This is a genomic window from Arthrobacter sp. PvP103 (assembly GCF_017833075.1).
Lineage (GTDB): Bacteria > Actinomycetota > Actinomycetes > Actinomycetales > Micrococcaceae > Arthrobacter.
This window is the reverse complement of the sequence record NZ_JAFIBQ010000001.1, coordinates 1,840,761-1,867,736: the sequence shown is the minus strand read 5'-3', so window position 1 is coordinate 1,867,736 and position 26,976 is coordinate 1,840,761. Positions and strand designations below refer to the sequence as shown.

At 64.6% G+C, this 26,976-nt stretch carries 21 protein-coding genes; 6 read left to right on the top strand and 15 right to left on the bottom strand.

All coding sequences use genetic code 11. The features are described from left to right. Positions 1-156: 156 nt before the first annotated feature. The 3 genes from JOE41_RS08620 (at position 157) to JOE41_RS08610 (ending at position 1,756) form a co-directional block, all read left to right on the top strand. A complete protein-coding gene (locus JOE41_RS08620) occupies positions 157-876 on the top strand; it encodes a GAF and ANTAR domain-containing protein (RefSeq protein WP_209752024.1) in 720 nt (239 codons plus the stop codon). Positions 877-888: 12 nt separating this feature from the next. Further along, a complete protein-coding gene (locus JOE41_RS21000; protein ID WP_245200677.1) occupies positions 889-1,302 on the top strand; it encodes a hypothetical protein in 414 nt (137 codons plus the stop codon). Positions 1,303-1,426: 124 nt separating this feature from the next. Next, on the top strand, positions 1,427-1,756 hold the full coding sequence (locus tag JOE41_RS08610) for a YegP family protein (RefSeq protein WP_043430078.1): 330 nt from the start codon (positions 1,427-1,429) through the stop codon (positions 1,754-1,756). A gap of 51 nt (positions 1,757-1,807) precedes the next feature. On the opposite strand, the gene JOE41_RS08605 is transcribed toward JOE41_RS08610, so the two are convergent. The 11 genes from JOE41_RS08605 to JOE41_RS08555 all read right to left on the bottom strand — a co-directional run bounded on the left by JOE41_RS08605 (position 1,808) and on the right by JOE41_RS08555 (position 15,627). Then, the gene (locus tag JOE41_RS08605; RefSeq protein ID WP_307800685.1) at positions 1,808-2,206 is read right to left on the bottom strand and encodes a hypothetical protein; all 399 of its coding nucleotides are present in this window, start codon (positions 2,204-2,206) and stop codon (positions 1,808-1,810) included. Between the two features lie 241 nt (positions 2,207-2,447). Beyond that, on the bottom strand, positions 2,448-3,734 hold the full coding sequence (locus tag JOE41_RS08600) for an amidohydrolase family protein (RefSeq protein WP_209752022.1): 1,287 nt from the start codon (positions 3,732-3,734) through the stop codon (positions 2,448-2,450). A gap of 33 nt (positions 3,735-3,767) precedes the next feature. Beyond that, complete coding sequence (locus JOE41_RS08595) at positions 3,768-4,223, bottom strand: GAF domain-containing protein (protein ID WP_209752020.1); 456 nt, start codon at positions 4,221-4,223, stop codon at positions 3,768-3,770. Then, on the bottom strand, positions 4,207-5,751 hold the full coding sequence (locus tag JOE41_RS08590) for a helix-turn-helix domain-containing protein (RefSeq protein ID WP_245200675.1): 1,545 nt from the start codon (positions 5,749-5,751) through the stop codon (positions 4,207-4,209). The genes JOE41_RS08595 and JOE41_RS08590 overlap by 17 nt, the downstream gene beginning before the upstream one ends. Further along, on the bottom strand, positions 5,744-6,826 hold the full coding sequence (locus tag JOE41_RS08585; protein WP_011693472.1) for a DUF917 domain-containing protein: 1,083 nt from the start codon (positions 6,824-6,826) through the stop codon (positions 5,744-5,746). The genes JOE41_RS08590 and JOE41_RS08585 overlap by 8 nt, the downstream gene beginning before the upstream one ends. Next, positions 6,823-8,142, bottom strand: a complete 1,320-nt coding sequence (locus JOE41_RS08580) for a hydantoinase/oxoprolinase N-terminal domain-containing protein (protein WP_209752018.1) — start codon at positions 8,140-8,142, stop codon at positions 6,823-6,825. Before JOE41_RS08580 ends, JOE41_RS08585 begins: the two co-directional genes overlap by 4 nt. Before the next feature lie 83 nt (positions 8,143-8,225). Then, positions 8,226-9,209 carry an ABC transporter permease gene (locus JOE41_RS08575; protein ID WP_011693470.1) on the bottom strand — a complete coding sequence of 328 codons (984 nt, stop codon included), beginning with the start codon at positions 9,207-9,209 and terminating at the stop codon, positions 8,226-8,228. An 11-nt stretch (positions 9,210-9,220) separates the two neighbouring features. Beyond that, positions 9,221-10,747 carry a sugar ABC transporter ATP-binding protein gene (locus JOE41_RS08570; protein WP_209752016.1) on the bottom strand — a complete coding sequence of 509 codons (1,527 nt, stop codon included), beginning with the start codon at positions 10,745-10,747 and terminating at the stop codon, positions 9,221-9,223. Positions 10,748-10,845: 98 nt separating this feature from the next. After that, positions 10,846-11,868 (bottom strand): sugar ABC transporter substrate-binding protein, encoded by a 1,023-nt coding sequence (locus tag JOE41_RS08565; RefSeq protein ID WP_209752014.1) that lies wholly within the window; start codon positions 11,866-11,868, stop codon positions 10,846-10,848. Between the two features lie 23 nt (positions 11,869-11,891). Continuing rightward, entirely contained in the window at positions 11,892-13,565 is a 1,674-nt protein-coding gene (locus tag JOE41_RS08560; RefSeq protein WP_011693467.1) for a hydantoinase B/oxoprolinase family protein, read from the bottom strand. A 10-nt stretch (positions 13,566-13,575) separates the two neighbouring features. Continuing rightward, on the bottom strand, positions 13,576-15,627 hold the full coding sequence (locus JOE41_RS08555; protein WP_011693466.1) for a hydantoinase/oxoprolinase family protein: 2,052 nt from the start codon (positions 15,625-15,627) through the stop codon (positions 13,576-13,578). 406 nt (positions 15,628-16,033) lie between these two features. Between JOE41_RS08555 and JOE41_RS08550 the strand changes: the two genes are divergently transcribed. Both JOE41_RS08550 and JOE41_RS08545 read left to right on the top strand, forming a co-directional pair. Further along, entirely contained in the window at positions 16,034-17,782 is a 1,749-nt protein-coding gene (locus tag JOE41_RS08550) for an ABC transporter ATP-binding protein (RefSeq protein ID WP_209752013.1), read from the top strand. After that, positions 17,779-19,776: an ABC transporter ATP-binding protein gene (locus JOE41_RS08545; protein ID WP_280873439.1), complete on the top strand. Its 1,998-nt coding sequence runs from the start codon at positions 17,779-17,781 to the stop codon at positions 19,774-19,776. The genes JOE41_RS08550 and JOE41_RS08545 overlap by 4 nt, the downstream gene beginning before the upstream one ends. 122 nt (positions 19,777-19,898) lie before the next feature. Here the strand turns inward: JOE41_RS08545 and JOE41_RS08540 are convergent, their stop codons facing one another. The 4 genes from JOE41_RS08540 to speB are packed head-to-tail and all read right to left on the bottom strand — an operon-like array spanning position 19,899 to position 25,188. Continuing rightward, positions 19,899-21,224: a D-arabinono-1,4-lactone oxidase gene (locus JOE41_RS08540; protein ID WP_245200674.1), complete on the bottom strand. Its 1,326-nt coding sequence runs from the start codon at positions 21,222-21,224 to the stop codon at positions 19,899-19,901. Next, the gene (locus JOE41_RS08535; protein ID WP_245200673.1) at positions 21,221-22,735 is read right to left on the bottom strand and encodes an aldehyde dehydrogenase family protein; all 1,515 of its coding nucleotides are present in this window, start codon (positions 22,733-22,735) and stop codon (positions 21,221-21,223) included. Before JOE41_RS08535 ends, JOE41_RS08540 begins: the two co-directional genes overlap by 4 nt. Positions 22,736-22,747: 12 nt before the next feature. Further along, positions 22,748-24,193 carry a cytosine permease gene (locus JOE41_RS08530; protein ID WP_209752011.1) on the bottom strand — a complete coding sequence of 482 codons (1,446 nt, stop codon included), beginning with the start codon at positions 24,191-24,193 and terminating at the stop codon, positions 22,748-22,750. Next, positions 24,190-25,188, bottom strand: coding sequence for an agmatinase (gene speB / locus JOE41_RS08525; protein WP_209752009.1), 999 nt, complete (start codon positions 25,186-25,188; stop codon positions 24,190-24,192). The genes JOE41_RS08530 and speB overlap by 4 nt, the downstream gene beginning before the upstream one ends. A 175-nt stretch (positions 25,189-25,363) precedes the next feature. Here speB and JOE41_RS08520 point away from each other — a divergent pair, with 175 nt between their 5' ends. After that, a complete protein-coding gene (locus JOE41_RS08520) occupies positions 25,364-26,857 on the top strand; it encodes a PucR family transcriptional regulator (protein ID WP_209752007.1) in 1,494 nt (497 codons plus the stop codon). The last annotated feature ends 119 nt before the right edge of the window (positions 26,858-26,976 follow it).

The following is a 26,976-nucleotide window of genomic DNA, read 5'->3' as shown; positions in this document are numbered from 1 at the left end:
TAGCCATTTCCCGAAAGTGGCCTTGTCGCGAACCTTATGCGTACCGCATGCCGCCGGGGTTAAGCTGTGACTGCGGGTTCGAAACTCGTTCCCGCACATGATTCTCCGGACGGTCCGCCGACTCGGATGGTCCGGCTACCGGCCGGAGGTCCGTCCATGGCAAAAAAGCTTCCGTTGGATGATCTCTCCGGCGCGATCGGCAGGATCCGCGGTTTGCTCCTGACCGAGGAGGAGGTCGGCGCCGCCGTCGGGCTCCTTGCGAGGGCCATCAAGGATTCTGTGCCCGGCACCATCGGTGCCGGCGTCTCTGTCCTCGACTCACAGGGACGCAGGACCAGCCACGGTGCCACCGACAGGGTGGTGGAACAGGCTGATGCGCTGCAGTACGAACTTGGTGAAGGGCCGTGTCTGACGGCGTGGGGCGCCGAGGAAACCATTCTTGTGGAAGACGTTCGCGCGGATGACCGCTGGCCGCGGTGGAGGGCGGCTGTCAAAGGACTCCCCATCCGATCGGTGGTGAGCACAGCGCTGATCGCGGACAAGCAAAGTATCGGCGCCATGAAGGTGTACGCGGCGCTTCCCGCCGCCTACACACCCGCCACAGCGAGTCTGCTGGAGCTGTACGCCGTCCCGGCCGCAACGTTGCTGTCCCACATCCAGGCCAGCGAGATGCCCCAGCACATCAGCGAGGACCTGCATGTCGCACTCGAAAGCAGGGACACGGTGAACCGGGCCTGCGGGATCCTGATGCAGCGGCACGGGTTCGGCCACGAGCGTGCCCTGGAGGAATTGATTCGCCGGTCCAGGCAACACAGCCTGACACTTGCACAGGCTGCTTCCCAACTTATTGCCGCGATGCCGGCCGGCCGGAACTAGGGGAGCGCCGCCATGGGCTTCGACCACCACGAACCCGATCAACGCATGCAGCTCCGGGCGGCGCTGAAGGCCGTGGGCATCACGCCCGGAGAACTCTGGCTGAACTACTTCAGCATCGGCGGCAGCGTGGGTGAATACGAAGTCGAAGCGTACCTGCAGGGATTGCTCTCCCTGCCGCCAGTGCAGCGGGACCTTCTCGCCATGGCCGCCAACGAACTCATCGAGGCCGTTCCGCGGCTGTACGCACCCTATTCCAACGACCTGCGACTCTCGGATTCAGCCCCCGAATCCGTCGAATCCGTCGATCCAGCACGCGCATCAGGCGAGTCCTGCGAACCCGGCCAGGAGTCCGAGTCCGCCGGTGGTCACGACGGCCACGGCCGGTCCGGACCTGACGAGTTTACCGACCCTTCCGAGGACGGCTAGCTCTACTCAACTAGCAGACCGGGCGCAGGGGCGGAGGGGGCCTTTGGCCCTGATCTGCGCGCCCGGAGTGAGGCTAGGCTGGAAAAGGTGAATAAAACGACCTTGAGAGTGGAGAGTGACAACGATGTCCGGACACTTCGAACTAATTAGCGCGCCCGACGGCGGGTACAGGTTCAGGCTTATCGGCAAGGCCGGGGAACTCGTGGCGATTTCATTGAAGTACCCTACAAAGCGGGCTGCCGCGCAGGGGATCGCGCTGGTTCGTGAGATCGCCGGAACCGGCCTGATCCGCGATATGAGCAGCAGCCGCCGGATCGAACCGTCCCACCGGATCCGGCCCTCGCAGCCGGCGCCGGTCCACAGCGGCGCCGCGTTGCTCCGCATGCGCGCCGCCCACAACAACCCGCACCCGGAGCACGGGCAGCCGCAACTCAGCTCGGCAGCCCGCCGGTAGGCCGGCTGCCCGGCTAAGCCGGCTGAACCGGGTACCGGGGCTGACCGGCGCCTAGCGGGGCGCCCCGGCAGGCTGATGGTCTCCCCGGAAGAACGCGTTCGCCGGCGGCAGCCACATCAATACGGCGCCGGCCAATGTGAGGGCCAGCCCGGTCACCACAACAGGTGACAGATCGAACGGCGCTCCTGCGGCGGAAAGCACGGCGATGACCGTGAGCACGGTGCGGACCCACCTCACACCTGCCAAGAGCTGGAAGGCCCCCCATACCTGCAGGGCCACCAGGGGAACTGCCAGGGCAATCACGGCCCAGATGGGCGTGGACGGACCGGTGCCGGCTCCAGCGAACTCCAAGACGACGGGCAGCACGCCGGCCACCAGTGCACTGGCCAGCCAGAGCGCCGTCGACGCCCGCACCACCGGCGGTACCGTGGCCGGTCCGCCAAAAATCACACGCTGTTCCCCCAAGGGTCCCCCATCTTCACCATGAATTCCGCGCCCTCGAGCGCGCCGAATGTCCCAGCCTAGCCACCGGCCGACTAGGCGTCTTGTCACACGGGCGGCCATCGGGCTGCAGCATTCAGTGAGCTACCCGGTACTGCGCTACTTCCGCACCATCCAGGGCTGGCGGCGGAGATGCTGCGACGACGTGCTCGTAAGGGAGTCTCGCTGGTCCTGTCTCAGCAAAAAAAGGTCAGCCGTGAGCGCCACTGATCGCCTCGTCCATCGCGGCTTTACCGGCCCGAAGGCCGTCTGAGGAGACAATGTGGCCGGCCTTGATGACGATGCGTTTCCGGCTCCCGTCCCAAAGCACCGAGGGCTCCTCGAAGGGATCGCCGTCCAGTATCACTAAGTCCGCGCAGGCCCCCTCCGCGATGTGTCCTAGGTCTTCCCGCCCGAGGAGTGCGGCGTTCGTCGATGTCGCCGAGCGGAGTGCGTCGTAGACGCCCAGCACTTCGACCTGAAGGCGCAGCCCGGCCAGCTGTTCATCCTCAAGTTCACCCATAAGGTCGGTGCCGAAGCCAATCCGGACCCCGGCCTCCCGTGCCAGTGTGACGGCGTTCTTGCCCGCGGCCAATACTTCGTGATTCTTGGCGGCGCCCATTTCGGTAAGCCCGATTTCCGCTCCGCGGCGGCCCATCGCATCGTACGTCACCAACGTGGGCACGAGATAGACGTCGTACTCCGCCATCAGCCGGGCGGTTTCAGCATCCAGGAGGTTGCCATGTTCGATGCAGCGCACCCCGTTGAGCACCGAATGGCTAATGGCTTCTGGTGAGTAAGCGTGCGCGGTGGCGTAACTGCCCCGCCGGGATGCCTCCTCAGTGACCGCCCGGATCTCCGCGGCGCTGTACTGGGGGACACGAATCGGATCGACGGGGGAGATCACTCCCCCGGAGGTCATGAGCTTGATGGCGGTGGCACCGGTCCGGAACCTGTGGCGCACCGCCCGCAGCAAGTCCTCAACGCCATCCACCACCTCGCACATATGACCGCCATGAAAGCAGCTTCCATCGTTCGCGGCGCGAATATCACCGTGGCCGCCGGTTTGGCTCAGCGCGGGACCGGTATAGAAGTAGCGGGGTCCGGGGCACAGTCCTTCCTCGATTGCAGCCGAAAGGCCCACATCGCCCCCAGCCACGTCCCTCACCGAGGTGAAGCCCCGGCGGAGTGCGGCCTCAAGTCTGCGGGCACCGGCCAGCGCGGAGTAGCTCAAAGGCCCTGTTTCGTTCAGCGCCGAGGTCAGGCTAAGCGCGTAGGCGTGGAAGTGGGCGTCGATGAGGCCGGGAATCACCACCCGGCCGCCCGCGTCGAGTACTGTCTCGGAGAGGGGCGAGGCGCCACTGTCTTCTGCGCTGCCGCGCACGGCTGTGATCCGGCCGTCGCGGACAGTGATGGAGCCCTCAACGAGAGCCGGGGATTCGCCGTCGAAGATCCTGGCGTTCCGGATGGTCAGGTTTCCCGGGAGATTGGGGACCACGTGAAGTGTTTCCTTCCTGTCGACGTCGGCGGGCTAGCTGGTGGCTGCCAAAGCGGCTTCGAGGAGGTGGACGGAGCGCCCCGCAACTACCACGGCGGCATCCACGGAAGACTGGTCATAGCTGCCTTCGGGCGCCAGGAAGTTCATGGAGCCGATAGTGCGCCCACCGCTCACCACCGGAACATTCACGATCGCGCCGCACCCCAGCGATTCAATGGTTCCGGAGTCGAAGAAGAATGCCCTGACCGCTTCTATGTCAGCGCCCAGGAATGGCTGCTGGCCGATGAGGACCTGCTCCAGCCAAACCGGATTAGTGTCCCCCGAGAGGGTCTTCTTCCCGCCTATCGGGTAGACCTCGGGGTGGGTGGTGTAAATGCGCGCCATGCTGCTGCCTTCGTCGGCGATCACGGAGGCGGTGAAGAGACGCACGCCCACTGTTTCCCGGGCGGAGGCGCAGACGTCGTCGAAGGATTCAAACTGGGAACTCATGGGAGTCCTTTCTGGTTTCGTATGGATTTGGGGAAGTTGGTTTCTCATGTGCTGCCGCCAGCACGGCGAGGATCAGATGGACGGACAGCAACTCGGCTGGATGGTCCAACGGGACGCCGAGTTCCCGTGCACGGCTCAGCCGGGCCTGAAGGGTGTTGCGGTGCACATCGAGCGCCGCCGCTGCGAGGGTAACCGATCCGCCGTGATCAAGGAACGCTGCTACAGCTGCCACTATCGCCTCCCGATCAGGAGAATCCATAAGCCGCGGCAGGGTCAGCGCAGCCACCAGTGCCACGGCGTCCTTGTCGACGAATGTAGATGCCGCCGCTACGCCCAGGCCGGCAAAGCCAAGTATTGTGCCCGGGCCCGCCGGCCGCGCTGACACTGCAGCCAGCCGGGCCTCCTGAATGATGGACGGAAGCGGCGGTGCCTCTTCCGTCCAGCGGGACAGGCCGGCGACCAGACGCAGTTCGGCCAGGGCGGGCCGCAGCCTGGCCTTGAGGCGGAGCTCGAGCTGTGCCACCGCAGCCTGATGCGCTGACGGGACAAGTGCCAGCCAGCCGCCGTCGACCTCCGCCAGCGGACTGCGTGCAGCGACCTTACGCCAGAGCAGCCTCAGCACAGCCGTCAGGTCGGGACCAGATGCGTGCACGTCGCTGGGGCAGATCCACGCGGCCACGTAGCGTTCGTTGCGGCGCCAACCAAGCTGCGACAGGAGGTGCCGGTGATCTTCCTCGAAGGCGGCGCCCGAAGAACCTGGGTCCTGGATTAGCCCGGCGAGCGCCGCAGTGGGAACAGCGCGGGCCGCGTCCCGGGAGTTGCCCAACAACCATGCGGCCTTTACGGAAGGAGCCGCTACTTCGAGGATCGAACGAACCAGCCGCAGGTTGTGTACACCGGAGGCGGGTACACGGGCGGTGAGGGCTGAAGGGACGGCGGCGTTGGCAGCGCCAATGTCAACCCTAATGACCTCGGCCGAATCCCGCGGGGCAACACCGGCTGAGGCGAGGAGGACGCCGTCGTATTCGAGCGAGACGCCCACGCCATCCAGTTCACCGGATATGGTCTTGAGGACGTCAGCGAGTGTGCTGTCCTTGGCCACGGCACGGGCGAACCGGGCGAGTTCGGCATCCACCACGGACAGGGCAGCACCGATCTCAGCTGCCAAAGACAACGCGACTTCGGCCGGGTTACCTTCAGCGGCCAACAGCGTGATGCCCAGTCGTTCTGCCAGGCCGATTACAGCGTTGGAATAGGTGCTCCCGGCGACGACGACGGCACTGGCCCGCCGCTCCCAGGCATGCCGCAGTGCCGCGGACACAAGCCATCCACCCGAGCCCATTTCTGCCGCGAGGACCACAACTGTGTTCGGGCGCACCCGCTGGATCGCCTCCAGTTGGGAGACAAGGACGACGCTTTCGACAAGTGCGCTGGTGGGGGTAAGGTACAGCGGAGTCGTGCCGCGCAGGGACCCGTGCGCCAGCAGTCCCGCAACATCGAGCCGCGTGTCCTTCATCGACCTACCCATGGCGCCGCCTTGGATGCTTGAGTGGAATGCCGAACGCAGCCGGTTCGGCCAGGTCCAGTCCGGCCTCGGAGTACCACTGCGGGGCGGCATTGAGTCTAAGCACGTCCACAACGTTGCCTACCCGGACGTCGTCCAGGTTGGCCACAGATCCGTGTTCGGGGTTGAGCAGCGTCACCATGTCGGGGACGGCTGCCGCTACGGCACCGTCCACGAGCACCAGCAAAATCTCATTCTGGACCTCCAGCCGGATGATTTGGCCGGTGGTTTCATCCTCCAGGGTCACACTTGATGGCTGGGCCGGCAGTCCCAGGTCGGTAGGGCGGGAGAGGCCTTCGATGTGGCTCACCCGCGCCCGTGCAATCCGGGTCACGCCCAGGAAGTCGGCAAGTGACAGGAATTTGCTCTCCGCTGAGGTTTCGGCGTCGAGGATCTGTCCTATTCGGATCATCCGGCTGATGGAGCCGTGGACTCCGTGCTCCTTCAGCTCACGTGCGGAGCATGGATACATGACGGTGGCGGCCCAGCCGCCGAGCTCGGTGACGAGTGCACGCACCAGCGTCTCGGCGCGTTGCGGATCACTGGCCTCCACCAGGGCGCGCTCGCCGGTTACTCCCATGAGCGCTATGGGGCCGATGCTGACCCCGCCAATGTTCAAGGTGGTCTGGCTGATGAGGGGGAACACGCGCCCCATGGGGTCGGAGTCGATAACGGGAAGCGAGGACTGGAGCCCTACCATGAGTGGAATTATTCCGTTGATGTTGGCGGCGGCGAGCGAATAGATGGCCCGCACCTTGCGGCCGAGCCTGGTTTCGATCGCGTCGATACAGCCCGTGAACTCGTCACCCACCGGGGGCATGTCAGCGATGAACAGGCCTTGGGTCACCATGCCGACAGCCACGACCAGATCCTCTGGAGCGAGTTCATCCACGGTGACGAGCTCCACGGACCGGTTCTTCATGGCCTCCTGGATCATGCCGGCGTAGATATGAATGGCGGTGGGATCGATGGCGCAGGCCAGGAAATGGGCACCGGTTCGGAGGTGCCGAACGTCTTCGGCTGTGAGGATGGTACTCATGCGGTGGCCCCCAAAGAGTGTGTGGCCAAGCCATGTTCTTCATGGCTGGAGGTCCCACCTGCGGCCTGGACCCGGATCCGGACGATTCCGGGATTCCCGTAGGGCATGGCGAACACGTTCGATTCGATGATGCGGGTGTCCGTGGGGCTTGCTCCCAGCTGGACCGCCGCAGACCGGGCTTCCTCCTCGGCGCGGTTCTGCACCCGCTGCAGGTCCGCCTGTCCGCTGACGCTTTCGAGCCTGTCGATCCACGCTGTAAGGGGTGTCGCGGCACAGCCTATGAGGGTCAGGTCCCGGGCGTCTGGAAGTGTGGGAACCAGGCCGTAGTCGGGCGGGATGTCCTGGCTGGTGCGGGCGTCGGCGACCACTGACGGGATGTCGTGCCGGACTAAATGGTTGGCGGTGTACGGTTCGACGATGGCGGCGTTGGTGGCGAGGCCCGCTTCATACCCCTGTCGGATGAGGCTGTGGGCAACAGGGAGACCACGGCGCATGTTGCCCACGCTGACATCCTCATCGGTGCAGACAACTACTTCGCCGTCAGGCAGCCCGCCCAGCGTTGCTGCGCCGAGGATCGCCATTGCAGGTTCCGGACGAAGCGCGTGCACGGGGGCCACCGCCAGCCGCGCAAGGGGTGCCCGGCCTCCGTCGTTCCTGGCATAGGACAGTGTGGCGGAGGGGAAGTGGCGCTGCCCCGCTTCTTCCAGCATTGCCGCCAGCCCTTCACCCGATTCCATCAAGGCACTATTAAGGACGGCTGTGTAGTCGCGGTCGCGGAACACGCTTGAGTAGAAATCACTGGAGATGCTGATCCGCATGTCGCTGTTGTTCGACAGGATGGCATCCGCGATACGCGTTTCGTGCTCCGGGGAGGCGGTGGAGCCGACGGCGGTAATGGCTACGTTCCGCAACCCCCCAGACAGGATGGAGGGTAATTCCACCAGGAATGCTTTCAGGTCCAGCGGCGCAAGGGGCCGTCCCCGCAGGTCGTGGCCGCCGCGGACATGCATGGTCCTGATCACGGCCGGCTCAATGAGCGCCGGCAGGCTGGTGTTGTGGAACCGATCAGCCGGAGGGCGGGGAGAGATGCGGATAGCGACGACGTCCCCTGGCTGCCCCGCGCCGAGTACGCGTCCGACGTCGGCCGTTACGTCCGTGATCCGGCTCCCGAACTGCAGGCGTAACTCGGACAGCACCCGGTCCAGCGCTTCAGCCAGGCTGCTGGCCTGCGTCTGCTCGGCCGCGGAAATGACGGAGCGTCCCTCCAGAACAAGCGCCCGGCAGCTGCTGCCCTGAAGCATCAGTCCTATCCGCATCGCCGGGCCTCCTGTTCAACTTCCTGCCGGGCCGCTGCCCCGCGCTGCATCCATGTCATATAACTAGGGTCCACCCTGGACAGTCATCTGGTCGCTTTGCGGAAGAACAATCCGTCCGCTGCAACGGCCACCAGGATGAGGACGCCTGTCACCACCTGCTGGTAAGTGGTATCCCAATGCAGCAGGTTGAAACCGTTGCTGATGACGGTGAGGATCATGACTCCCACGAAGGCCCTCCACATGGCGCCCTGGCCGCCCAGGATGCTGGTCCCGCCGATCACCACGGCGGCGATGGCCGTGAGTTCGATGCCGATGGCCATGGCCGGCTGAGCCGAGCCGGCACGCGAGGCCAGGATCATCCCGGCCATTGCAGAGCAGAGGCCGCTGATAGCAAAGACCGCAACGTGGATTGAACCCGTACGGATGCCGCTAAGACGGGCGGCTTCCTGGTTGCCGCCTACTGCGTAGATCCTGCGGCCGAAGGTGGTGCGCCAGAGAACAATTCCCAGCACCATGGTCATCACCAGCATTAATACCGAGCCGGCAGTCAGGCCGAAGAGGCTGGGCCAGGTCCAGGTCTGGAACGATGCAAGCTGGTCAGGCAGCGGTGCCACAATTGCGCCGCCGGTGATCACAATAGCCAGGCCCCGGTAGATGATGCTCACCGCCAACGTTCCGATGAACGAGTTGACCTTGGTGCTGACCACGATCAGCCCTGTAACGGTCCCCAGCAGGGCGCCCACCAGCAAAGCTCCGAAGAATCCAGCCGCAACGCCGAAATGCTGGGTGAGCATTACCCCTGAAATGGCGGAGACAGCGAGGGTCGCTGTTGACGAAAGGTCAAAGACCCCGCTGATGATGCACAGCGTGGCTGCCGCCGCGAGCAGCCCCACCACGGCGGCCTGGTCGAACAGATTGATGAAATTGCGGCCCGAGAGGAATGTTCCGGTGTTCAAGGCCAGGAACAGCATGATGGCGGCCAGGCCAAAAACGATCCCGAAATCTTTGAGGTTCAGATTGAACTTTTTCTCTGCCGTCGAAGGCACGGCAACTGTTGTTGTGCTCATTTTGGATTCACCTATTTCAGGAAAGCGGAAGTCATGACTTCATCGCGGGAGGCGTTTCGGTCGAACTCGGCAACAATGCGCCCGTGCCTCATGACATGGATACGGTGGGACAGGCCGAGTACTTCCTCGAGCTCGGAACTGACGACGATGACTGCTGTACCTTTGGCAGCCAATTCGGCGATGATGGTGTGGATCCGGGCCTTGGCTGCGATATCCACTCCCCGGGTGGGTTCATCCACCAACAGCACTGCCGGAGGATCCAACAGCCATTTGGCGAAAAGAGCCTTCTGCTGGTTCCCGCCGGAAAGGTTGGCAATAGGCTGTCCCGGGCGGGCGCCGCGCAGGTCAACTGACCTGCTGACGTCCTTGACGGCCGCCTTTTCCCGCCGTGCACTGACGAAGCCGGCCCATGACCGGCCGGACAGGGTTGAGAGGGCAATGTTCTCTGAGGCCGGCCGGGACATGACCAGGCCCTGTTCTTTCCGCGACTCCGGAATGAGCGCTATACCGGCTTTGATGGCGTCCCTGATGGAGCTGGCGCGGATGCGGCGTCCGTTGACTTCCACGTGGCCGCCGGTCGTCCGGTCTGCACCGAAAACGGCGAGCAGGGTTTCGCTGCGGCCGCTGCCCACCAGCCCGGCGATGCCCAGGATCTCCCCCCGGCGAACTTGAAAAGAGATCTCCTTGACCTTGGCGCTGGTCAACCCAACAACCCGGAGAACCGTGTCAGCTTGGGACTGAACCTGCCGAATCTCGGGGAGGAGGAAATCGACGTCCCTGCCGACCATCAGCCGCACGAGCGACTCCGGCGTATGGCCGGCGGCGTCTTCGGTGACGATGTGCTGTCCGTCGCGGAGTATGGTCACCCGGTCCACCAACTCCAGGACTTCCTCCAGGTAATGAGAGACGATGAGGATTGTGGTCCCGGTCTGGGCCAGCCTTTTGATGACCTGCAGGAGTTTTTCCTTCTCCGCCTCGTTAAGGACCGCTGTGGGTTCGTCCATACACAGCACCTTCGCCCCGCGGGCGAGGGCTTTCAGGATTTCTACCTGCTGCTGTTGGCCGATAGGCAGGTTCCCCACGGTTGCCCGGGGGTCCAGGTCAAAACCGGTCTCTTCCAACAGCCGGGCGAAATGGTCACCGTCCTTGGTTGGGCGGAGGAGGCTTCCCCTGTTCGACCAGCGGCCCAGGAAGACATTCTCCAGCACCGACAGGTTGGGGATCAGGGCCAGTTCCTGGGAGATGAGGGAAATCCCTTGGGAGATGGCGTCCCGTGGGGTTGTGATCCTGACCGGATTTCCGTCCAATTCCATGGTTCCGGAGTCCGCCATGATGGCACCGCCCAGGATTTTCAGCAGGGTGCTCTTTCCGGCGCCGTTTTCCCCCATGATGCCGTGGATTTCTCCGGGGGTTACCGACAGGGTGACGTCCATCAGCACCGGGGTTGCACCGTACCGTTTGCCGATTCCGGAGACGGTGATCTCCGGGGCGGTCCGCCGGCCGGCATGCTCAGGTTTTTCCAACTGTTGTATCGCCATGTTGACCTCTGGAAATGGAAGGGACTTGAGGGCCAGGGTCCCCGGGGGCCGAAGCGGTCAGGCTCCGGCCCCGGGGTTGCCCCCTGGAGGGGGGTGGACTAGTCCGAGTATTTTGAGACGTAGTTCAGGGCATCAAGTGCCTCTTTAGTGCCCTTGCCGTTGTTGGGGGACAGGCTGGCTTCGTCGATGGCAGTTTCCACCTGCTTGCCCCGCGCCTTGGCGAGCCCCAGTTCGGTGGCCTTGGCACCGTTGGCCACGACGTCGCTGACGTAGATGGAGAACCATTTACCGGACCGGACCGCCTCCACATTGGAAACGGATGCACCGTTGCCGATGAACTTGACGTCACTGTTCCCGGCGGCTGCGGCGGCCCCGGTTATGGCCTGGGATGCGCCAATCACCACGTCAACATCAGGGTTCGCCTGTGAGACGTTTTGGAATGCCTGGCGGCCGGTGTCCTGGGTGTACCCGCCTTCGACACTGGCAACGAGCTTGATCTTCGGATCGGTTGCCAGTTCCGCCTTCACAGCATCGGTCCGGGCATTATCCAGGGGCAGGGACTTGAAGCCTTCAAGGTAGGCTACCTTGCACGTGTCACCCGGCACCGTGGCGCAGGCTTGCTTGCCCATCTCGCCGAGCACCTTGCCGTTGCGGGTGGGCAGGTCCACGATGCTGATGGCACCAGGAACCTGCGGCTGGATGGTGTCGAACTTTGGCCCGATGACAGAGAATTCGACAACTACCGTGATGCCCGCCTGTACGGCCTGCGTCAAAGGTGCGATGAGGGCCTGGTTGTCATTTGCCTGGACTACGATCACCTCGAACTGCTTGGAGGTGACGGCATCCTGGATCTGCTGGACCTGCGTCTGGGCACTGAAATTGGAGTCCACGAAGGTGGCGCTGGCGTTGTTGGCTTTCGCCGCCTGCTCCACGCCGAGGTACGTGCCCTGGGCAAAGCCGTTGGATTTGGCAAAACCGAAGAATCCAACGTTGAGTTTCTGGTCTGCACCGGCAGCCACTGCTTCTGTGGTGCTGCTTTGGGCAGGCGGGGCGCATGCTGAGGTCAGCAGGGCGAGGCTCATGAGGGCCATCGCTGCGGCTGGACGCTTGGTGATTTTCACGGTCAGTCCTTTCTATGCGGCGTTTAGTAGCCGTAGTGGGTCTTGGCGAAGTCCTCGGTGATGAAACCGTTGACGATGTCGTACTTGATGTCTTCACGGGTACGTTTGGAGACATCTCCGAAACCGCCACCGCCCCCGACTGCCAGGCGGACGACGTCGCCGGCCTTGACCTTTCGTGCGTTGGCCTTCAGCGTCCGGACCTCGTCGTGCCGGCCGGGGTTGATCACCACTTCCGGGCCCTGGGCGTCGGAACCGCCGAAGAGGCCCCAGGCCGGCGTCTTGGACCTTTCGAACCAGAGGCCTACCACGCAGTCGGCCAGGAACTCGTATTCACGGATAACTCCGTTGCCGCCGCGCCACTGCCCTGGGCCACCGGAGTTCGGCCGGATGGAGTACTCGTTGATCCGCAGCGGGTACCGGGTTTCCATCATTTCGATGGGCAGGTCCTTGAGCGAGCCGTTGACGTTGTTGATCATGGCGGATTCGCCATCCGTGCCCTGCCAGGCGCCCCAGCCGCCCAGAGTGGCTTCCATGCTGACGAAGTTCCGGCCGAAGCGGGGATCGAAGCCGGCGGCGGTGATGATCATTGAGTCGCCGTGGCTGGCGCTGGCTACGCGTTCAGGCATTGCGGGGGCCATTGCCTTGGAGACCAGGTCGATCAGCAGCCCCAGATGGGAGAAGTACCACTGGCACGGTGCAGGTGCCACGGCGCCGAGCACCGACCCGGAACGCACCTGCGTGGTCAGTGGGCGGAAGGATCCGCCGTTGGAGTTGGAGTCCGGGCTGACGAGGAGCTTGTACCCCACGCGCAGGGCCGAAACGGCTTGGGCTGCGCCGCAGTTGACCGGGCCCATGGTCTGGTCGGCGGAGCCGGTGACGTCGAAGTCAACAGTGTCGCCGGCAACGGTGATCTTCAGCCGGATGGGGATGGGCGTGTCCAGGTTGATGCCGTCGTTGTCCAGCACGCCTTCGGCTTCATAGACGCCGTCCGGGATGTTTCGGACGGTTTCGCGCTCGATCTCCTCTGTCTGGCGGAAGATTTCATCGCGGGCAGCATCGAGCTGCTCCATGCCGTACCGGCCCACCAGCTCCTTCATCCGGGTGGTTCCCATCCGGAGTGCGGCGATCATCGCGTGCATGTCGCCGATGGTCTGGTAGGGGAAGCGCACGTTGGTGCGGATCAGGTCCACCACGGAGGTTTCAATGCCGGCTTCCATGAGCTTGACCGGCCCCATACGGAAGCCTTCCTGGAAGATGTCCGTGGCATCCATCGAGCCGCCCACATCCTTGGACCCCATGTCCATCCAGTGCGCGCGGGTGGCGGCGAAGCCAACCACCGAGCCGTCATCAAAAATCGGCGCGAAGATGGTGACATCGTTCAGGTGCGTTCCGCCAAGGTAGGAGTCGTTGAGGATCCACACGTCCCCTTCCTGCCAGACTTCGCGGCCGTACAGCTCCTCCACAGCGATGGAGCACGTTTCCAGGTTGCCGAGGAACAGCGGGAGCCCCGCGGATTGTCCGAGTACACGGTGTTCCTTGTCCAGCAGCGCCACCACGCAGTCACCGCCCTCATAGAGGATGGGCGAGTAGGCGGAGCGGATCAGGGTTGCATTCATATCGTCCGCGGCGCTGGTGAGCGCGTTGCGGATGATCTCCACGGTTACGGGATCCAGGGTTTTGACTGCAGCGATTGTCATTAGTGGTACCTCAATTTCCTTCTGCGTCTTCAGTGCGGATGACCAGGGAGCCGAACTCGTCGACTGTGACGTTGAACCCGGGCGGCACCACGGTGGTGGCGGTCTGCTCCACGATGATGGCGGGACCTTCAAAGGTGTGCCCTGCGGCCAGGTCGTCGCGGCGAACCACGGTGGTCTCGTGTTCTTCGTGGTCAAAGACCACCCGGCGCATTTCGTGCTTGAATTCCGGGCTCTGTGCTGCGGCGAAGAGCGGTGCCTCCAGCCGGCCCAGGTCGCCCACCGCCTGCGTCCGCAGTGCGACGATTTCGATGGGGGCGCCCAGGTTGGAGTGCCCGTAGCGCTCGTGGTACATCGCGGAGAAGCGGGTAGCCAGGTTGGCGACGAAGCCCTCTGACTCGGGTTCGTCGGCGGACGTCAGTGGGACGTTCAGCGAAAATTCCTGCGACTGGTAGCGGACGTCCACGGAGACGGTGGTGCGGCGGCTTTCCTCGGGGACGCCCTCGGAGACAAGGGACCTCAGCCCCTCAACTTCCATCCTTCGCAGGACACCGGCCATGTCAGCCACGTCGATGTCCTCGTCGAGGAAGAAGTACGGTTCGGAGAAGTCCTTGCGGATGTTCGTCTGCAGCATGCCCCACGCCGAGAACGCGCCGGGGAAACGGGGAACCACGGTTTCCGGTATTCCAAGCTCCTTGGCGAGGAAGACTGCATGCATTGGTCCTGCGCCGCCGAAGGCGACGAGGGCAAAGTCGCGGGGTTCGATGCCGCGGGAGATGGTGATGGTCCTGATGGCCTGGGCCATCTGGGAGTTGGCGACGTCGCAGATGCCTTCGGCCATGGCGATCGGATCCAGGCCGAGCTGGTCTCCCACGGTTTTGAGGGCGGTGACGGCTGCTTCCCGGTCCAGGGTGACCTGTCCGCCTGCGAACCAGTCGGGGTCGACCCGGCCGAGCACCAGGTTGGCATCGGTGACGGTGGGTTCGGTGCCGCCGCGGCCGTAGCAGGCCGGCCCAGGGGTGGCGCCGGCCGAACGCGGGCCCACCCGGAGGCCGCCGGCTTCGAGCCATGCCACAGAGCCGCCGCCGGCGCCCACGGTGTGGATGTTGACGACGCTCATGAGCATTGGCAGGCCTTCGAGGTGGGCTTCGGTGGACACATCGGGTTTCCCGTCGACTACCAGGGAGACGTCGAAGGAGGTGCCGCCCATGTCAACACCGATGAGGTTGCGGTTGCCGGACACGCCGGCCAGTTCGACATCGCCCATGGCGCCGCCCACCGGCCCGGACAGCAGGGTCTGAAGGGGACGCTTGCGGGCGGACTCGGCGGTGAGCACGCCGCCGGAGGACTGCATGATGTGCAGGGGAGCCTCCACGCCGCGGTCGGCAAGCTTCTCCTCCAGGTCCAGGAGGTAGTTGCGGACCACGGGGCCGGTGTACGCCTCGACGACGGCGGACGAGGTGCGCTCGTATTCGCGCCATTCCTTGGCTGCTTCATGCGAAAGGGAGATGGTGAAGTCTTCACCCAGTTCTTCGAGCAGGATTTCGCGGGCACGAAGTTCGTGGGCCGGGTTCTTGTAGCTGAAGAGGAAGGCAACGGCCACGGCGCCGTATCCTTCGTCCAGTGCCCGGCGGGCCGCCTGGCGTACTGCCACCTCGTCGAGCGGCCGGATCACGTGGCCCTGACCGTCCAGGCGTCCGCCGATCCCGATGACGTCCTTCCGCTCGACGAGGGGAGCCGGCTTGCGGTACTGGGCGTTGTAGAGCTCGAGGCGGGGGCCGCGGGCAATGTGGTAGGTGTCCTCGACACCGGCAGTAGCCAGCAGCAGCACGGGAACGCCGCGGCGTTCGAGGAAAGCGTTAAGGCCCTGGGTAGTGCCGTGCACCAGGAATTCGATGTCGGACAGGTCGCTAACAATCGATTCGAGGCCGGCGATGACGCCGGCGCTCAGGTTGCCTGGCGTGGTGGATGCTTTCGTCGCCTCATAGGTCCCCGCAGCCTGGTCGTACGCCACGATGTCCGTGAACGTCCCGCCGATATCCATCGACACCCTGTAGTTCGGCATGTGTATCTCCTCATCGTTCTGAATGATTTGGTGTGTGGAAGATCACGTTAGACATCAGGGGTTCCGGAACCGGTTGCATTATGCACAAACCTGGAGGAGGGGAAAGGGCGTGCTGCCTAATGAGGCTCTGGAGAACACCATTTGGAGCGGGATTTTGGCACCTGAGAAATTGTGGGATGGATTTCAGCTATGGTGCTTGACGCGTTCATGGCGGTGTTGTCAGGCGGTCCTACCGCTCCATGGCCGGCCGCCGGGAAGGTTAGCCGACGGCGCCTGGGAGCGCGGGGAATACGCTCTGGGAGAACCCGCCCACTTCTGCCGGACGCCTGCTGGTTGCCCCCAGCAACCAGACGTAAACTGACCTTCGAACCGCTTCCCGCGGGACCGAAATGGGTTGGAGTTCCGGATGCTCTGGAAACTGCTTGTTGAATACCTGCGGCCGCAGCGGCGGCTGCTGATCGCCGTCGTGATTTTCCAGCTGGCGCAGTCCATCGCGTCGCTGTACCTGCCTACGCTCAACGCGGACATCATCGATCAGGGCGTGGCCAAGGGGGACACCGGCTACATCCTGCGGGTGGGCAGCCTGATGCTGATAATCACCATGCTGCAGATCGCGTGCGCTGTAGTGGCCGTGTACTTCGGGGCGAAGGCGGCCATGGCCCTGGGCCGGGACCTGCGCGGCGCCATCTTTACCCGGGTGGGGGAGTTCTCCGAGCAGGAGGTCACCCGGTTCGGGGCGCCGAGCCTGATCACCCGCTCCACGAACGACGTCCAGCAGGTCCAGCAGCTGGTGCTGATGTCCGCCACCCTGATGGTGGCCGCACCCATGCTCAGCATCGGCGGGGTGATCATGGCGGTCCGGCAGGATGCGCAGCTGTCCTGGCTGATTGCCGTCAGCGTCCCGGTGCTGCTGATCGCCGTCGGGCTCATCATCACCCGGATGGTGCCGCTGTTCCGCAAGATGCAGGTGCGGATCGACACCGTGAACCGGGTGCTCCGCGAGCAGCTCACCGGCATCCGGGTGGTGCGGGCGTTCGTGCGCGAGGACATCGAAACCGCCCGGTTCGGCCGCGCCAACGAGGACGTCACGGACACCGCGCTCCGGGCCGGCCGGCTGATGGCGCTCGCCTTTCCCGTGGTGATGCTGGTGCTGAACGTCTCCAGCGTGGCGGTGATCTGGTTCGGCTCGTTCCGGATCGAGGACGGCTCCATGCAGGTGGGCACGCTGATCGCGTTCCTCAGCTACCTGCTGCAGATCCTGATGTCCGTCATGATGGCCACGTTCATGGCCGTGATGATCCCGCGCGCGGCTGTTTCGGCGGACCGGATCGGGCAGGTGCTCACCACGGAGTCGAGCGTGCGGCCCCCCGAGCATCCGGTCACCGCCGCCACCGGCCGGGGCGGTGCGGGCAGCGGCGAGCTGGAAATGCACGACGTCGGGTTCGCCTACCCGGGTGCCGAGCAGCCGGTTTTGTCCGGCATCAGCTTCACGGCCCGCTCGGGGCAGACGACGGCGATCATCGGCAGCACCGGGTCCGGCAAGACCACCCTGGTGAACCTGCTGCCGCGGCTTTTCGATGCGACCACCGGTTCGGTGAAGTTCGACGGCGTGGACGTCCGCGAGCTGCAGCCGGACCAGCTGTGGGGGCACATCGGGCTGGTGCCGCAGCGGCCGTACCTGTTCTCCGGCACGGTGCGCAGCAACCTGCTCTACGGCAAGCCCGATGCAACGGAGGATGAGCTGTGGCGGGCGCTGTCCACCGCGCAGGCGCAGGAGTTCGTCCGGGAGATGGAGGGCGGCCTCGATGCGCCGATTTCGCAGGGCGGCACCAACGTCTCCGGCGGGCAGCGGCAGCGGATCGCGATAGCCCGGGCGCTGGTGAAGCGGCCCGAGCTCTACATTTTTGACGACTCGTTCTCCTCGCTGGACACCGCCACGGACGCCCGGCTGCGGCAGGCGCTCAAGCACGACACCTCCGGCGCCACCCTGGTGATCATCGCCCAGCGGGTGTCCAGCATCGCGGACGCGGACCAGATCCTGGTGCTCGACGACGGCAGGATAGTCGGCCACGGAACGCACGATGAGCTTCTGGAAACGTCGGAGACGTACCGCGAGATTGTGTCCTCGCAGCTGGCAGCGGAGGAGGCGGTATGAGCACCACAGGCAGGCCGGCAGGCGGGGCACCCGGCGGGACTGCCGCCGTCGAACGCATCCCCAGGCCGCGGGGCGGCCCCGGGCACGGGGGACCGTTCGCCGGGATGAACGTCCCCGCCGAGAAGGCGATGAACTTCTGGCCGTCCGCCAAGCGGCTGCTGGGCACGCTGCGGCCGGAGCGGCTGTGGCTGGTGCTGGTGATTGTGCTGAGCGTCGCTGCGGTGGCGTTGTCCGTGATCGGGCCGCGGCTGCTGGGCGAGGGCACCAACCTCATCTTCGCCGGCGTCGTATCCAAGCAGCTCCCGGCGGGGGTGAGCAAGGCGCAGCTGATCGCGCAGCTGCGGGCCGCGGGGGAGAACCAGAAGGCGGACATGCTCAGTGCCATGGCGCTGACTCCCGGGCAGGGGATCGACTTCACTGCGCTGGCCAACGTGCTGCTGTGGGCGCTGGTGCTGTATGTGCTGGCGTCCGCGTTCATGTGGATCCAGGCCTACATACTCAACGGCGTGGTGCAGCGGACGGTGTACCGGCTGCGCGAGCGGATCGAGGCGAAGATCAACCGGCTGCCGCTGCGGTATTTCGATTCGATCCAGCGCGGCGAGCTGCTCAGCCGGGTGACGAACGACGTCGACAACATTTCCCAGAGCCTGCAGCAGTCCATCAGCCAGGCGGTCACCTCGCTGCTGACCGTGCTGGGCGTGCTAGTGATGATGTTCCTGCTCTCGCCCACGCTGGCGCTGATTGCGCTGGTGACCATTCCGCTGACGCTGGTGACGACGACGATGATCGCCAAGCGCTCGCAGAAGCTGTTCGTGGCGCAGTGGAAGCACACGGGCGAGCTGAACGGGCAGATCGAGGAGACGTACACCGGGCATGCGCTGGTGAAGGTGTTCGGCCGGCAGCAGGAGGTGGGGGAGCGGTTCCGGCAGAAGAACGCGGAGCTGTATGAGGCGAGCTTCGGCGCGCAGTTCATCTCCGGCTTGATCATGCCGGCCATGACGTTCATCGGGAACCTGGTGTACGTGGGGATCGCCGTGGTGGGCGGTCTGCAGGTGGCGTCCGGGGCGATGCAGCTGGGCGATGTGCAGGCGTTCATCCAGTACTCGCGGCAGTTCACCCAGCCGCTGGCCCAGCTGGGGTCCATGGCCAACCTGCTGCAGTCCGGGGTGGCTTCGGCGGAGCGGGTGTTCGAGCTGCTGGATGAGGAGGAGCAGTCGCCTGAGGCTGCTGGTTCTGTTCCGGCCGGCGGGCGGGGGCGGCTGGTGTTCGAGAACGTCTCGTTCTCCTATTCCCCGGATAAGCCGCTGATTTCGGACCTTTCGTTGGTCGCCGAGCCGGGGCAGACGGTGGCGATCGTCGGCCCCACGGGGGCAGGGAAGACGACGCTGGTGAACCTGATGATGCGGTTCTACGAGATTGATGCGGGGCGGATAACGCTCGACGGCGTGGACATCACCTCTGTTTCCCGGCGCGAGCTGCGCTCGCGGATGGGCATGGTGCTGCAGGATACGTGGCTGTTCGGCGGAACCATCCGGGACAACATCGCGTACGGCCGGCCTGACGCTACCGAGGAGGAGATCCTGGAGGCGGCGACGGCGACGTACGTGGACCGGTTCGTGCACTCCCTGCCGGAGGGCTACGACACGGTGCTGGAGGACGAGGGCGGGAACGTTTCGGCGGGCGAGAAGCAGCTGCTGACGATTGCCCGGGCGTTCCTGGCGCGGCCATCGGTGCTGATTCTCGATGAAGCGACCTCGTCAGTGGATACCCGCACTGAGGTGCTGGTGCAGAAGGCGATGAGTGCGCTGCGGTCCGACCGTACTTCATTTGTCATTGCGCACCGCCTGTCCACCATCCGCGACGCCGACCTCATCCTGGTGATGGAGGCCGGCCAGATCGTGGAGCAGGGGACGCATGCTTCCTTGCTGGCTGCGGGCGGGGCCTATGCGCGGCTGTACGAGGCGCAGTTTGCGGCACCGGTGGCGGAGGTTTAACCGGGTTGCCATTAAGTGAATGGGAGGCTCCGTGCTCATATGAGTACGGAGCCTCCCATTTGGTTATGGAGGCAATTAGCCCGCCTTGTGGTTGCTGGCGTTCATTGCCCGGCATTGCCGAGTTAGCCTACGAGGGCCCGCGTGTGGTCGTTGAGGAACATTCCGCGGGGATCAAATTCGCGGCGGACCTGCATGAAGGTGTCCAGTTCCGGGTAAAGGCGCTCAAGGCGGCCCCGTGTCATGAAGTGGATCTTCCCCCAGTGGGCCCGCGGCTCGAATTCCTGCAGGACAGCGTCGGCATCCCGGAAAAACTGCCAGTAGTCGGTTCCCGGCTCGGTGGTCAGCGTGATGACAGTGCTGTCACGGCCTTGGAACTGGGACATGTAGGCGTCGTCGGCTTTCACCCAGCGGACTTCCACGGGGTACTTCTGCTCGGGGTACCTGCTGCGGATCAGGTCCTGGATGGCCTCGACGGCGGCCAAGCCGTCCTCACTGCGGACGAAGTACTCCAGTTCATGGAACTGGGTGGTGAAGCCGCCGGGATAGATCCGGTACGAGCGGTCCAGCCGGGCACCTTCAGTGCCTGAGATCTGGCGTTCATCCTGGACGTCCACGATGTTGTACTTCTTGGTGTAGCTCCGGCCGCCCATGCGGTAATCCGGCGAACCCGGCAGGTCCAGAAGCTCGCACGAGTCGTCTTCGGGGCACCAGAGGAAGGAGTAATGCCGGTTGTTGTCGATGTCGGCTTGCCACGTGGACGCGGTCTCCGCCCAGGTGGGGTAGGTGATCTGTTCCTGCAGGTAGTAGCTGTCCTCGACCGCCAACTCGACTTCCAGGAAGATCCCCAGCGTGCCAAGGGCTGTCTGTGCCGCACGAAGTTCGCGGAGCTGGTCCTCGCCGATCTCCACGATGTCGCCGTAGCCGTTGATCAGCTTCACCCAGCGCAGTTTGGAGGAGAAGCTGCCCAGGTCTTTGCCGGATCCGTGCGTGCTGGTGGCCAGGGCCCCTGCGATCTGCTGCTTGTCGATGTCGCCCTGGTTGCTGAGCGCCAGTCCCTTGTCCCACAACGCGTCCCCGAAGGCGTTGATGGTGGTGCCGGCCAGGGCCCGGGCGCGGCGCCCCACCCGGTCGGTGCCGGTGATGGCGGAGAGGCCGGACATGTCCATCAGGACGCCGCCGGTTTGAACCAGGGGTGAAGACGAATGTCCTGAGCCGACCGCCCGCACAGGCAGGCCTTCGCGGATGGCGAAGCGGACGGCGTCGAGCGCTTCCTGTTCATTCCTGGGCCGGACCGTAAACGCCGGCGTGGCGCTTTGGTTCCCGCCCCAGTTGGTCCAGGTGACGTCCGTGCCGAAGGGAGCGGAGGGCGTGGAGGCACCTGCCAAGGAGGCGGGACGGGAGACGTTGGTGGTCATGGTGAAAGCTCCGTTGCTTGTCCGGGTGCTCATGCGCCGTGGTTGATCATGACGTGCTTGGTGCGCGAGTAATCATCCAGGGCGTAGAGCGACAGGTCGCGGCCGTAGCCGGATCCCTTGAATCCGCCCCACGGTACCTCGCAAGCCAGAACCAGGTGGGCATTGACCCAGACGGTGCCGAAGTCGAGTTGCTTGGGAATCCGCAGGGAGAGGCTGGAGTCCTTGGTCCATACCGAGGCGGACAGGCCGTAAGGGCTCTCGTTGGCCCGGGTGACAGCTTCTTCGGTGGTGCTGAAGGTCTCGACGGTGACTACGGGGCCGAAGATTTCGTGGGTGGCGATGTGCGCGCCGGCCGGGACGTTGCTGATGACCGTTGGCTCGATGAAGTAGCCGGGGCCTTCCAATGCCGAACCGCCAAGGGCGATGTTAAGGCCTCCGGCCCGGGCTTCGGCGAGGGCTTCCTTAACACGCTCGAAGTGGGGGCCGGAGATCATGGGACCGATTTCGACGTCGTCCCCTGCCGCCGGAGTGCCCACTACCAATGTGCCAACCTCCCGGACCAGGTGCTCCGTGAATTCTGCCGCCACGGACTCATGGACCAGAACACGGCAGGCGGCACCACAATCCTGGCCGGCATTCCAGAAGCCGGCGTTCCGGACTCCAGCGGCAGCCGCGCGGAGATCGGCGTCCGGGAAGACAACGACTGGAGCTTTGCCGCCGAGCTCCAAGTGGACGCGCTTCACGGACTTTGCGGCGGATTCCGCAACGGCCTGGCCACTGACAACGCTGCCCGTCAGCGCCACCAAGGCGACGTCGGGGTGCTCAGAAAGCCGCTGCCCGACCGTCCTTCCCCGACCGGTGATGACGTTCAGGATGCCATTGGGGATGCGTCCGGCCACGAGTTCGGCCAGTTTTAGCGTGGACAACGGGGTCTGCTCGGAAGGCTTCAGGACGATGCTGTTGCCTGCGGCGAGAATCGGTGCGATCTTCCAGGCGGCCATCAACAGCGGGTAGTTCCAGGGGGTGATGACGCCGACGACGCCCACGGGTTCGCGAAGGATCACGGAGGTGTGGCCGGTGGCGTAGTCGCCGCCGGCCATCGACGTCAGCGTGCGGGAAGCGCCGGCCATGAAGCGGAAGGTGTCAATGGTGCTGGTGACATCATCCTCGGCCACGGCGTGCGGCTTGCCCGTGTTGGCGGACTCGATGGCCTCGAACGCTTCGCGGTTGGCCTCGATGATGTTGGCGATCAGGTTCAGGACATCAGCCCGTTCCTTGGGGGTGGTGGCTCCCCAAGATTTCTGGGCTGCGATGGCGGCTTCAATCGCGACGTCGACGTCGTCAGCGGTGCCTGCCTGGACGGACGCGATGACCTGTTCAGTGGAGGGGTCCATGACGTCGATGAACTCGTTGGAGGAGCCCGGAACGAACGATCCGTTGATGAAGTGTCCGGCGGGAGGCAGCGGAAGCGGCACGGCACCGGCGGAAGACTGGTCAGCAGAGGAACGTCGGACGGTGAACTGTTCGGCCTGGGTGGTGGTCATGATGGCTCGCTTTCAGATGAGGTCTGGGGTCAGTGCAGGGGAAGGAACGGCGGCGGGTTCCGTCTTCTGACGGAAGACGCGGGCAGCGACGTAGTAGAGGGGAGCAACCACTGCCAGCCCGACGATCCAGGAGATGTCCACGCCGCCCATCGCGGCGGCCAACGGCCCGGTGTAGACGGCCGTTGCGGAGAACGGGACCTGGATCAGGGCGCCTGCCAGGTAGGAGCCGATGGCGACCCAATTGAACCGTCCGTACACACCGCCGTCGCGCTTGAAGAAGTCTTCCACCCGGTAGTCGCCATGCCGCAGAAGGTAATAGTCCACCAGGTTGATGGCCGTCCAGGGAACCAGCACGTACATCAGGAAGGACAGGAAGTTGGTGTAGAAGAGGATGAAGTTGTCGCGGGCGAACAGGGCGATGCTGACGGCGACAACGAAGACGATGACTGCAGCGATGCTGCGGGTCTTGGCGCGCGGCAGCCAGGTCGGCCTGAACGTCTGCCCGATGGTGAGGATACAAAGAACACCGCAGTAAAGGTTCATGGCGTTCGACGCCGCGACGCCCAGGCAGAAGATGCCGACGATGATCAGGGTCCACGGCTGAAGCAACGCGCCCAGGCTGCCAACGATCTCCACGTCGCCGGCGCTCAAGGTCATGGCGAGCGTTCCTACCAGCGCGCCAAGGATCATGGGGAACAGGGTTCCCAGGACGCAGCCCGAGTAGGAAGCCCAGAACGCAGGGCCGGATCCTGTGCCATGCGGCATGTAGCGGGAGTAGTCGGAGACGTAGGGTGCGTAAGCCAACTGCCACAGGGCGGAGACGGAGATGGTCCCCATGAAGCCCACCCAGTTGAAGTTGCCTTGCTCCAGGAAGCTGGCTGGCAGGCCGTGGACCACGAGGATCCAGCCGAAGGCCAGCAGCAGGGCCAAACCGGCTGCGACGCTCAGGATGCGTGCATACGCGTGGATGAGCCTGTAGCCGAAAATCGTGGCGATAACGCTGACAACGCCGATGATGATGATGCCCGCGTCAACGCTGATGCCCGGGCTGACTGCGGCCATTGCTTCGCCACCGAACACGAGGTTTGCGGCGAAGAAGCCGACGTACATGACCACCACGATGACCACGATCAACAATGCACCGAAGGAGCCGAACTGGCCGCGCGTCTGGATCATCTGTGCCACGCCCAGTTGCGGGCCCTGGGCGGAGTGCAGCGCCATGAAGATGCCGCCCACAACGTTGCCGATGATGATGCCCACGATCGCCGGCACAAAGCCGAGGCCGAACACCGTGGTGGCAAGTCCGCCGGTCACGATGGTCATGATCATGATGTTGGAGCCGAACCAGATGGTGAAGAGGTCCCGGGCTTTGCCGTGGCGTTCGTTGGCCGGGATGGGCTGAATGGTCTTGTCTTCGAGCCGCGGTACTTCTGTTGCCGGAGTGTCAGTGGGGCTCATGATGCGGTCCACGTGGCTTCTTGAAGTTCACGGACAGAGGTGGCCTTGCTGCGGTTAACCATGAGCCCGAGAAGGTCGAAGACCAGGGTGGCCGCGGCCAGGGTGGTGATGTCCGCATGGTCGTAGGCCGGTGCGACCTCCACGACGTCGGCGCCCACAATATTGATGCCGTTCAGTCCGCGGAGCAGGGCAAGGAGCTCGCGGGAATGGAGCCCGCCCATCTCCGGCGTTCCGGTGCCAGGTGCGAAGGCGGGATCCAGGACGTCGATGTCGATGGAGACGTACACCTGGGTATCGCCGAGCCGGTCCTTGACCTGGGCGATGGCCGCAGGAACACCGATGACGTCCAGGTCCGAGCAGCGGATGATCTGGAATCCGAATTCGTGGTCGCGGAGGAAGTCGTTGCGGTCATAGACCGGTCCGCGGATGCCCACATGCATGGACTTGTCCTCCACAAGCAGGCCTTCTTCAAATGCCCGCCGGAAGATGGTTCCATGCGTGACGGGCTGATCAAAGTACGTGTCCCAGGTGTCCAAATGTGCGTCGAAGTGCAGCAAAGCCACCGGACCGTGGACCTTGTTCAGGGCCCGCAGCATGGGAAGGGCGATGGTGTGGTCGCCTCCGATGGAGATGAGCCGCTGGTCCTCGCTGATCAGGGGCAACGCTTGCTCCTCGATTTCGCGGACTGCCCGGGTGATGTCGTAGGGAGTGCACGCGATGTCACCGGCATCCACAACCTGGGCTTCGTGCACGGGCTCTACGTCGAGCTCGGGGTGGTAGCCGGGGCGCAGGAGGCGGGAGGCCTCGCGGACTGCGGCAGGACCGAAACGGGCGCCGGGCCGGAAGGAGGTTCCGCCGTCGAACGGTACACCGACAATTGCGATGTCGTAGTCCGGGACGCGGTCAATCTGGGGGAGGCGGGCGAAGGTGCCGAGGCCTGCATACCGGGGGACTTTGGTTGCGTCGACAGGGCCGATGGGCTTGTGCGTTGTCATGCCGGATCCTTGGGTTGAGGGGTGCTCGCCGTTGAGCGGGAACTAAGTAATTCCATTGTTGGTGACGCGGATCACCGCGGATAGCGCTACATTGACTACAAATGGTCGAGGCGTTTAGACGAATGTCTAAGCACCGCTACAGCAGGCAGGAATCAAGGAACCAGGAGGGAATCGGATGGCAATTACCGTGGCCGAGCTCGTGGCTGAACCGCAGCTGGGGCTTACCCTCATTGCCGGCGCGGCCGGGCGGGACAACCGCATCACCTGGGCCCACACCTCCGACCTTCCCCGGCTGTGGGAATGGGTCACCGGCGGGGAACTCATGATGACCAACGGCCTGTCCATCCCCGCCGATGCCCCGGGGCAGGTGGCGCTCGCAGAGGCCCTGATGGATTCGGGTGCCAGCGCCTTGGCCATCGGCGAGAAAATGCATGCGCCCCCGCTGCTTCCGGAGTTCCTTGACGCCTGCGACCGGCTGCCGCTGCCCCTGATCAACATCCCCTACCCGTTGCCGTTCATCGCGATCGCCCGCTCGGTTGCCGAATCTTCCCTGCTCGAAGAGTCCCGCCGCCTGCGGCAGACGGCCCGCGTTTACGATCTGCTCAGAACAGCGGGGGCCTCCGAGGACCATTGGCAGAGCCTCGTCCAAAGATTGGCGACGGAACTGGACGCTGAACTCTTCGTGGTGGATCGTCGATGCCTTCACCCGTGGCATCCCGACGGGCAATCACTGCCGGGGTTCCTCGCGGACGAGTGGGCGCCGCTCTCCGGGCAGGTGTCCCTGGCGGGCAAGAACTTCCAGTGGCATCGGGTCAGGGGCCGCCACGTGCTGACCATGGACATCCCGACGCACGCCAACGCGCTCCTCGTGGTGCTGCCCAGGAACGAACCGCACCCGGACGCCGTCGTACTTTTGCATGCGGCAACCGTGCTGGGACTCCAGCTGTCGCGCGTTGTCCTGTCGCTGGAAGGGCAGCATCGGCTGGCGGGTGAGTTCCTGCTGCAGGCAATGGAAGGCCGGCTTGGGACGGCGGAGATGGAAAGCCGGTTGGCGGCTTTCAACGTCCCGGCGCAGGCCTTTATGATCGCCTCGATCTCGGCGGACGACGGCGAACAGCTGGCTAACGTCCACATCGAACTTTGGCGTCACGGAGTTTCAGCGGCCTCCTTGAGGCGGAACAACAGGCTTCACGTTGTGGTTCCGGCGGATGTCCCCGACGACGTGCTGGCGCACTGTGCCGGGTCCAGTGCCGCGATGGGCATCAGCGCCCCGACGACGGTTGCCGGCATCCAGCGGGCATTGCAGGAGTCCCTCTGGGCGCTGGGATCGGCCCGGGCCAACAAGCTGGGGCTGGCCCGGTACGCGCAAGGTCCGTCGTGGCTGGGGCTGACCGGCTTCGAGGAAGGAACCGCCCTGGTCCGGCGCCTTTTGGGCCCGATTCTTGAATACGAGCAGAGCCAGGAAGGCGATCTGATGGTCACGCTGAGGACGTATTTGGACTCGCAGCGTTCGTGGCAAAAGACTGCTGCTGCCCTGTTCGCGCACCGGCAAACCATCATCTACCGGATACGGAAAATCGGTGAGCTGACGGGGTTGGACATGGGTGAAACGTCCACGCTTGCACAGTTGTGGTTCGCGCTGCAGATTCACGAGGCGATGCGGCGGTAGTTACGCCCGACGGCGCCGGTGGGGCGGCTGTACGAGGCGCAGTTCGCGGCACCGGTGGCGGAGGGTTAGGGAACGGGCGCGGCCTTTTTGAGACCGCGCCCGCTGCAGGTATGCGGGTC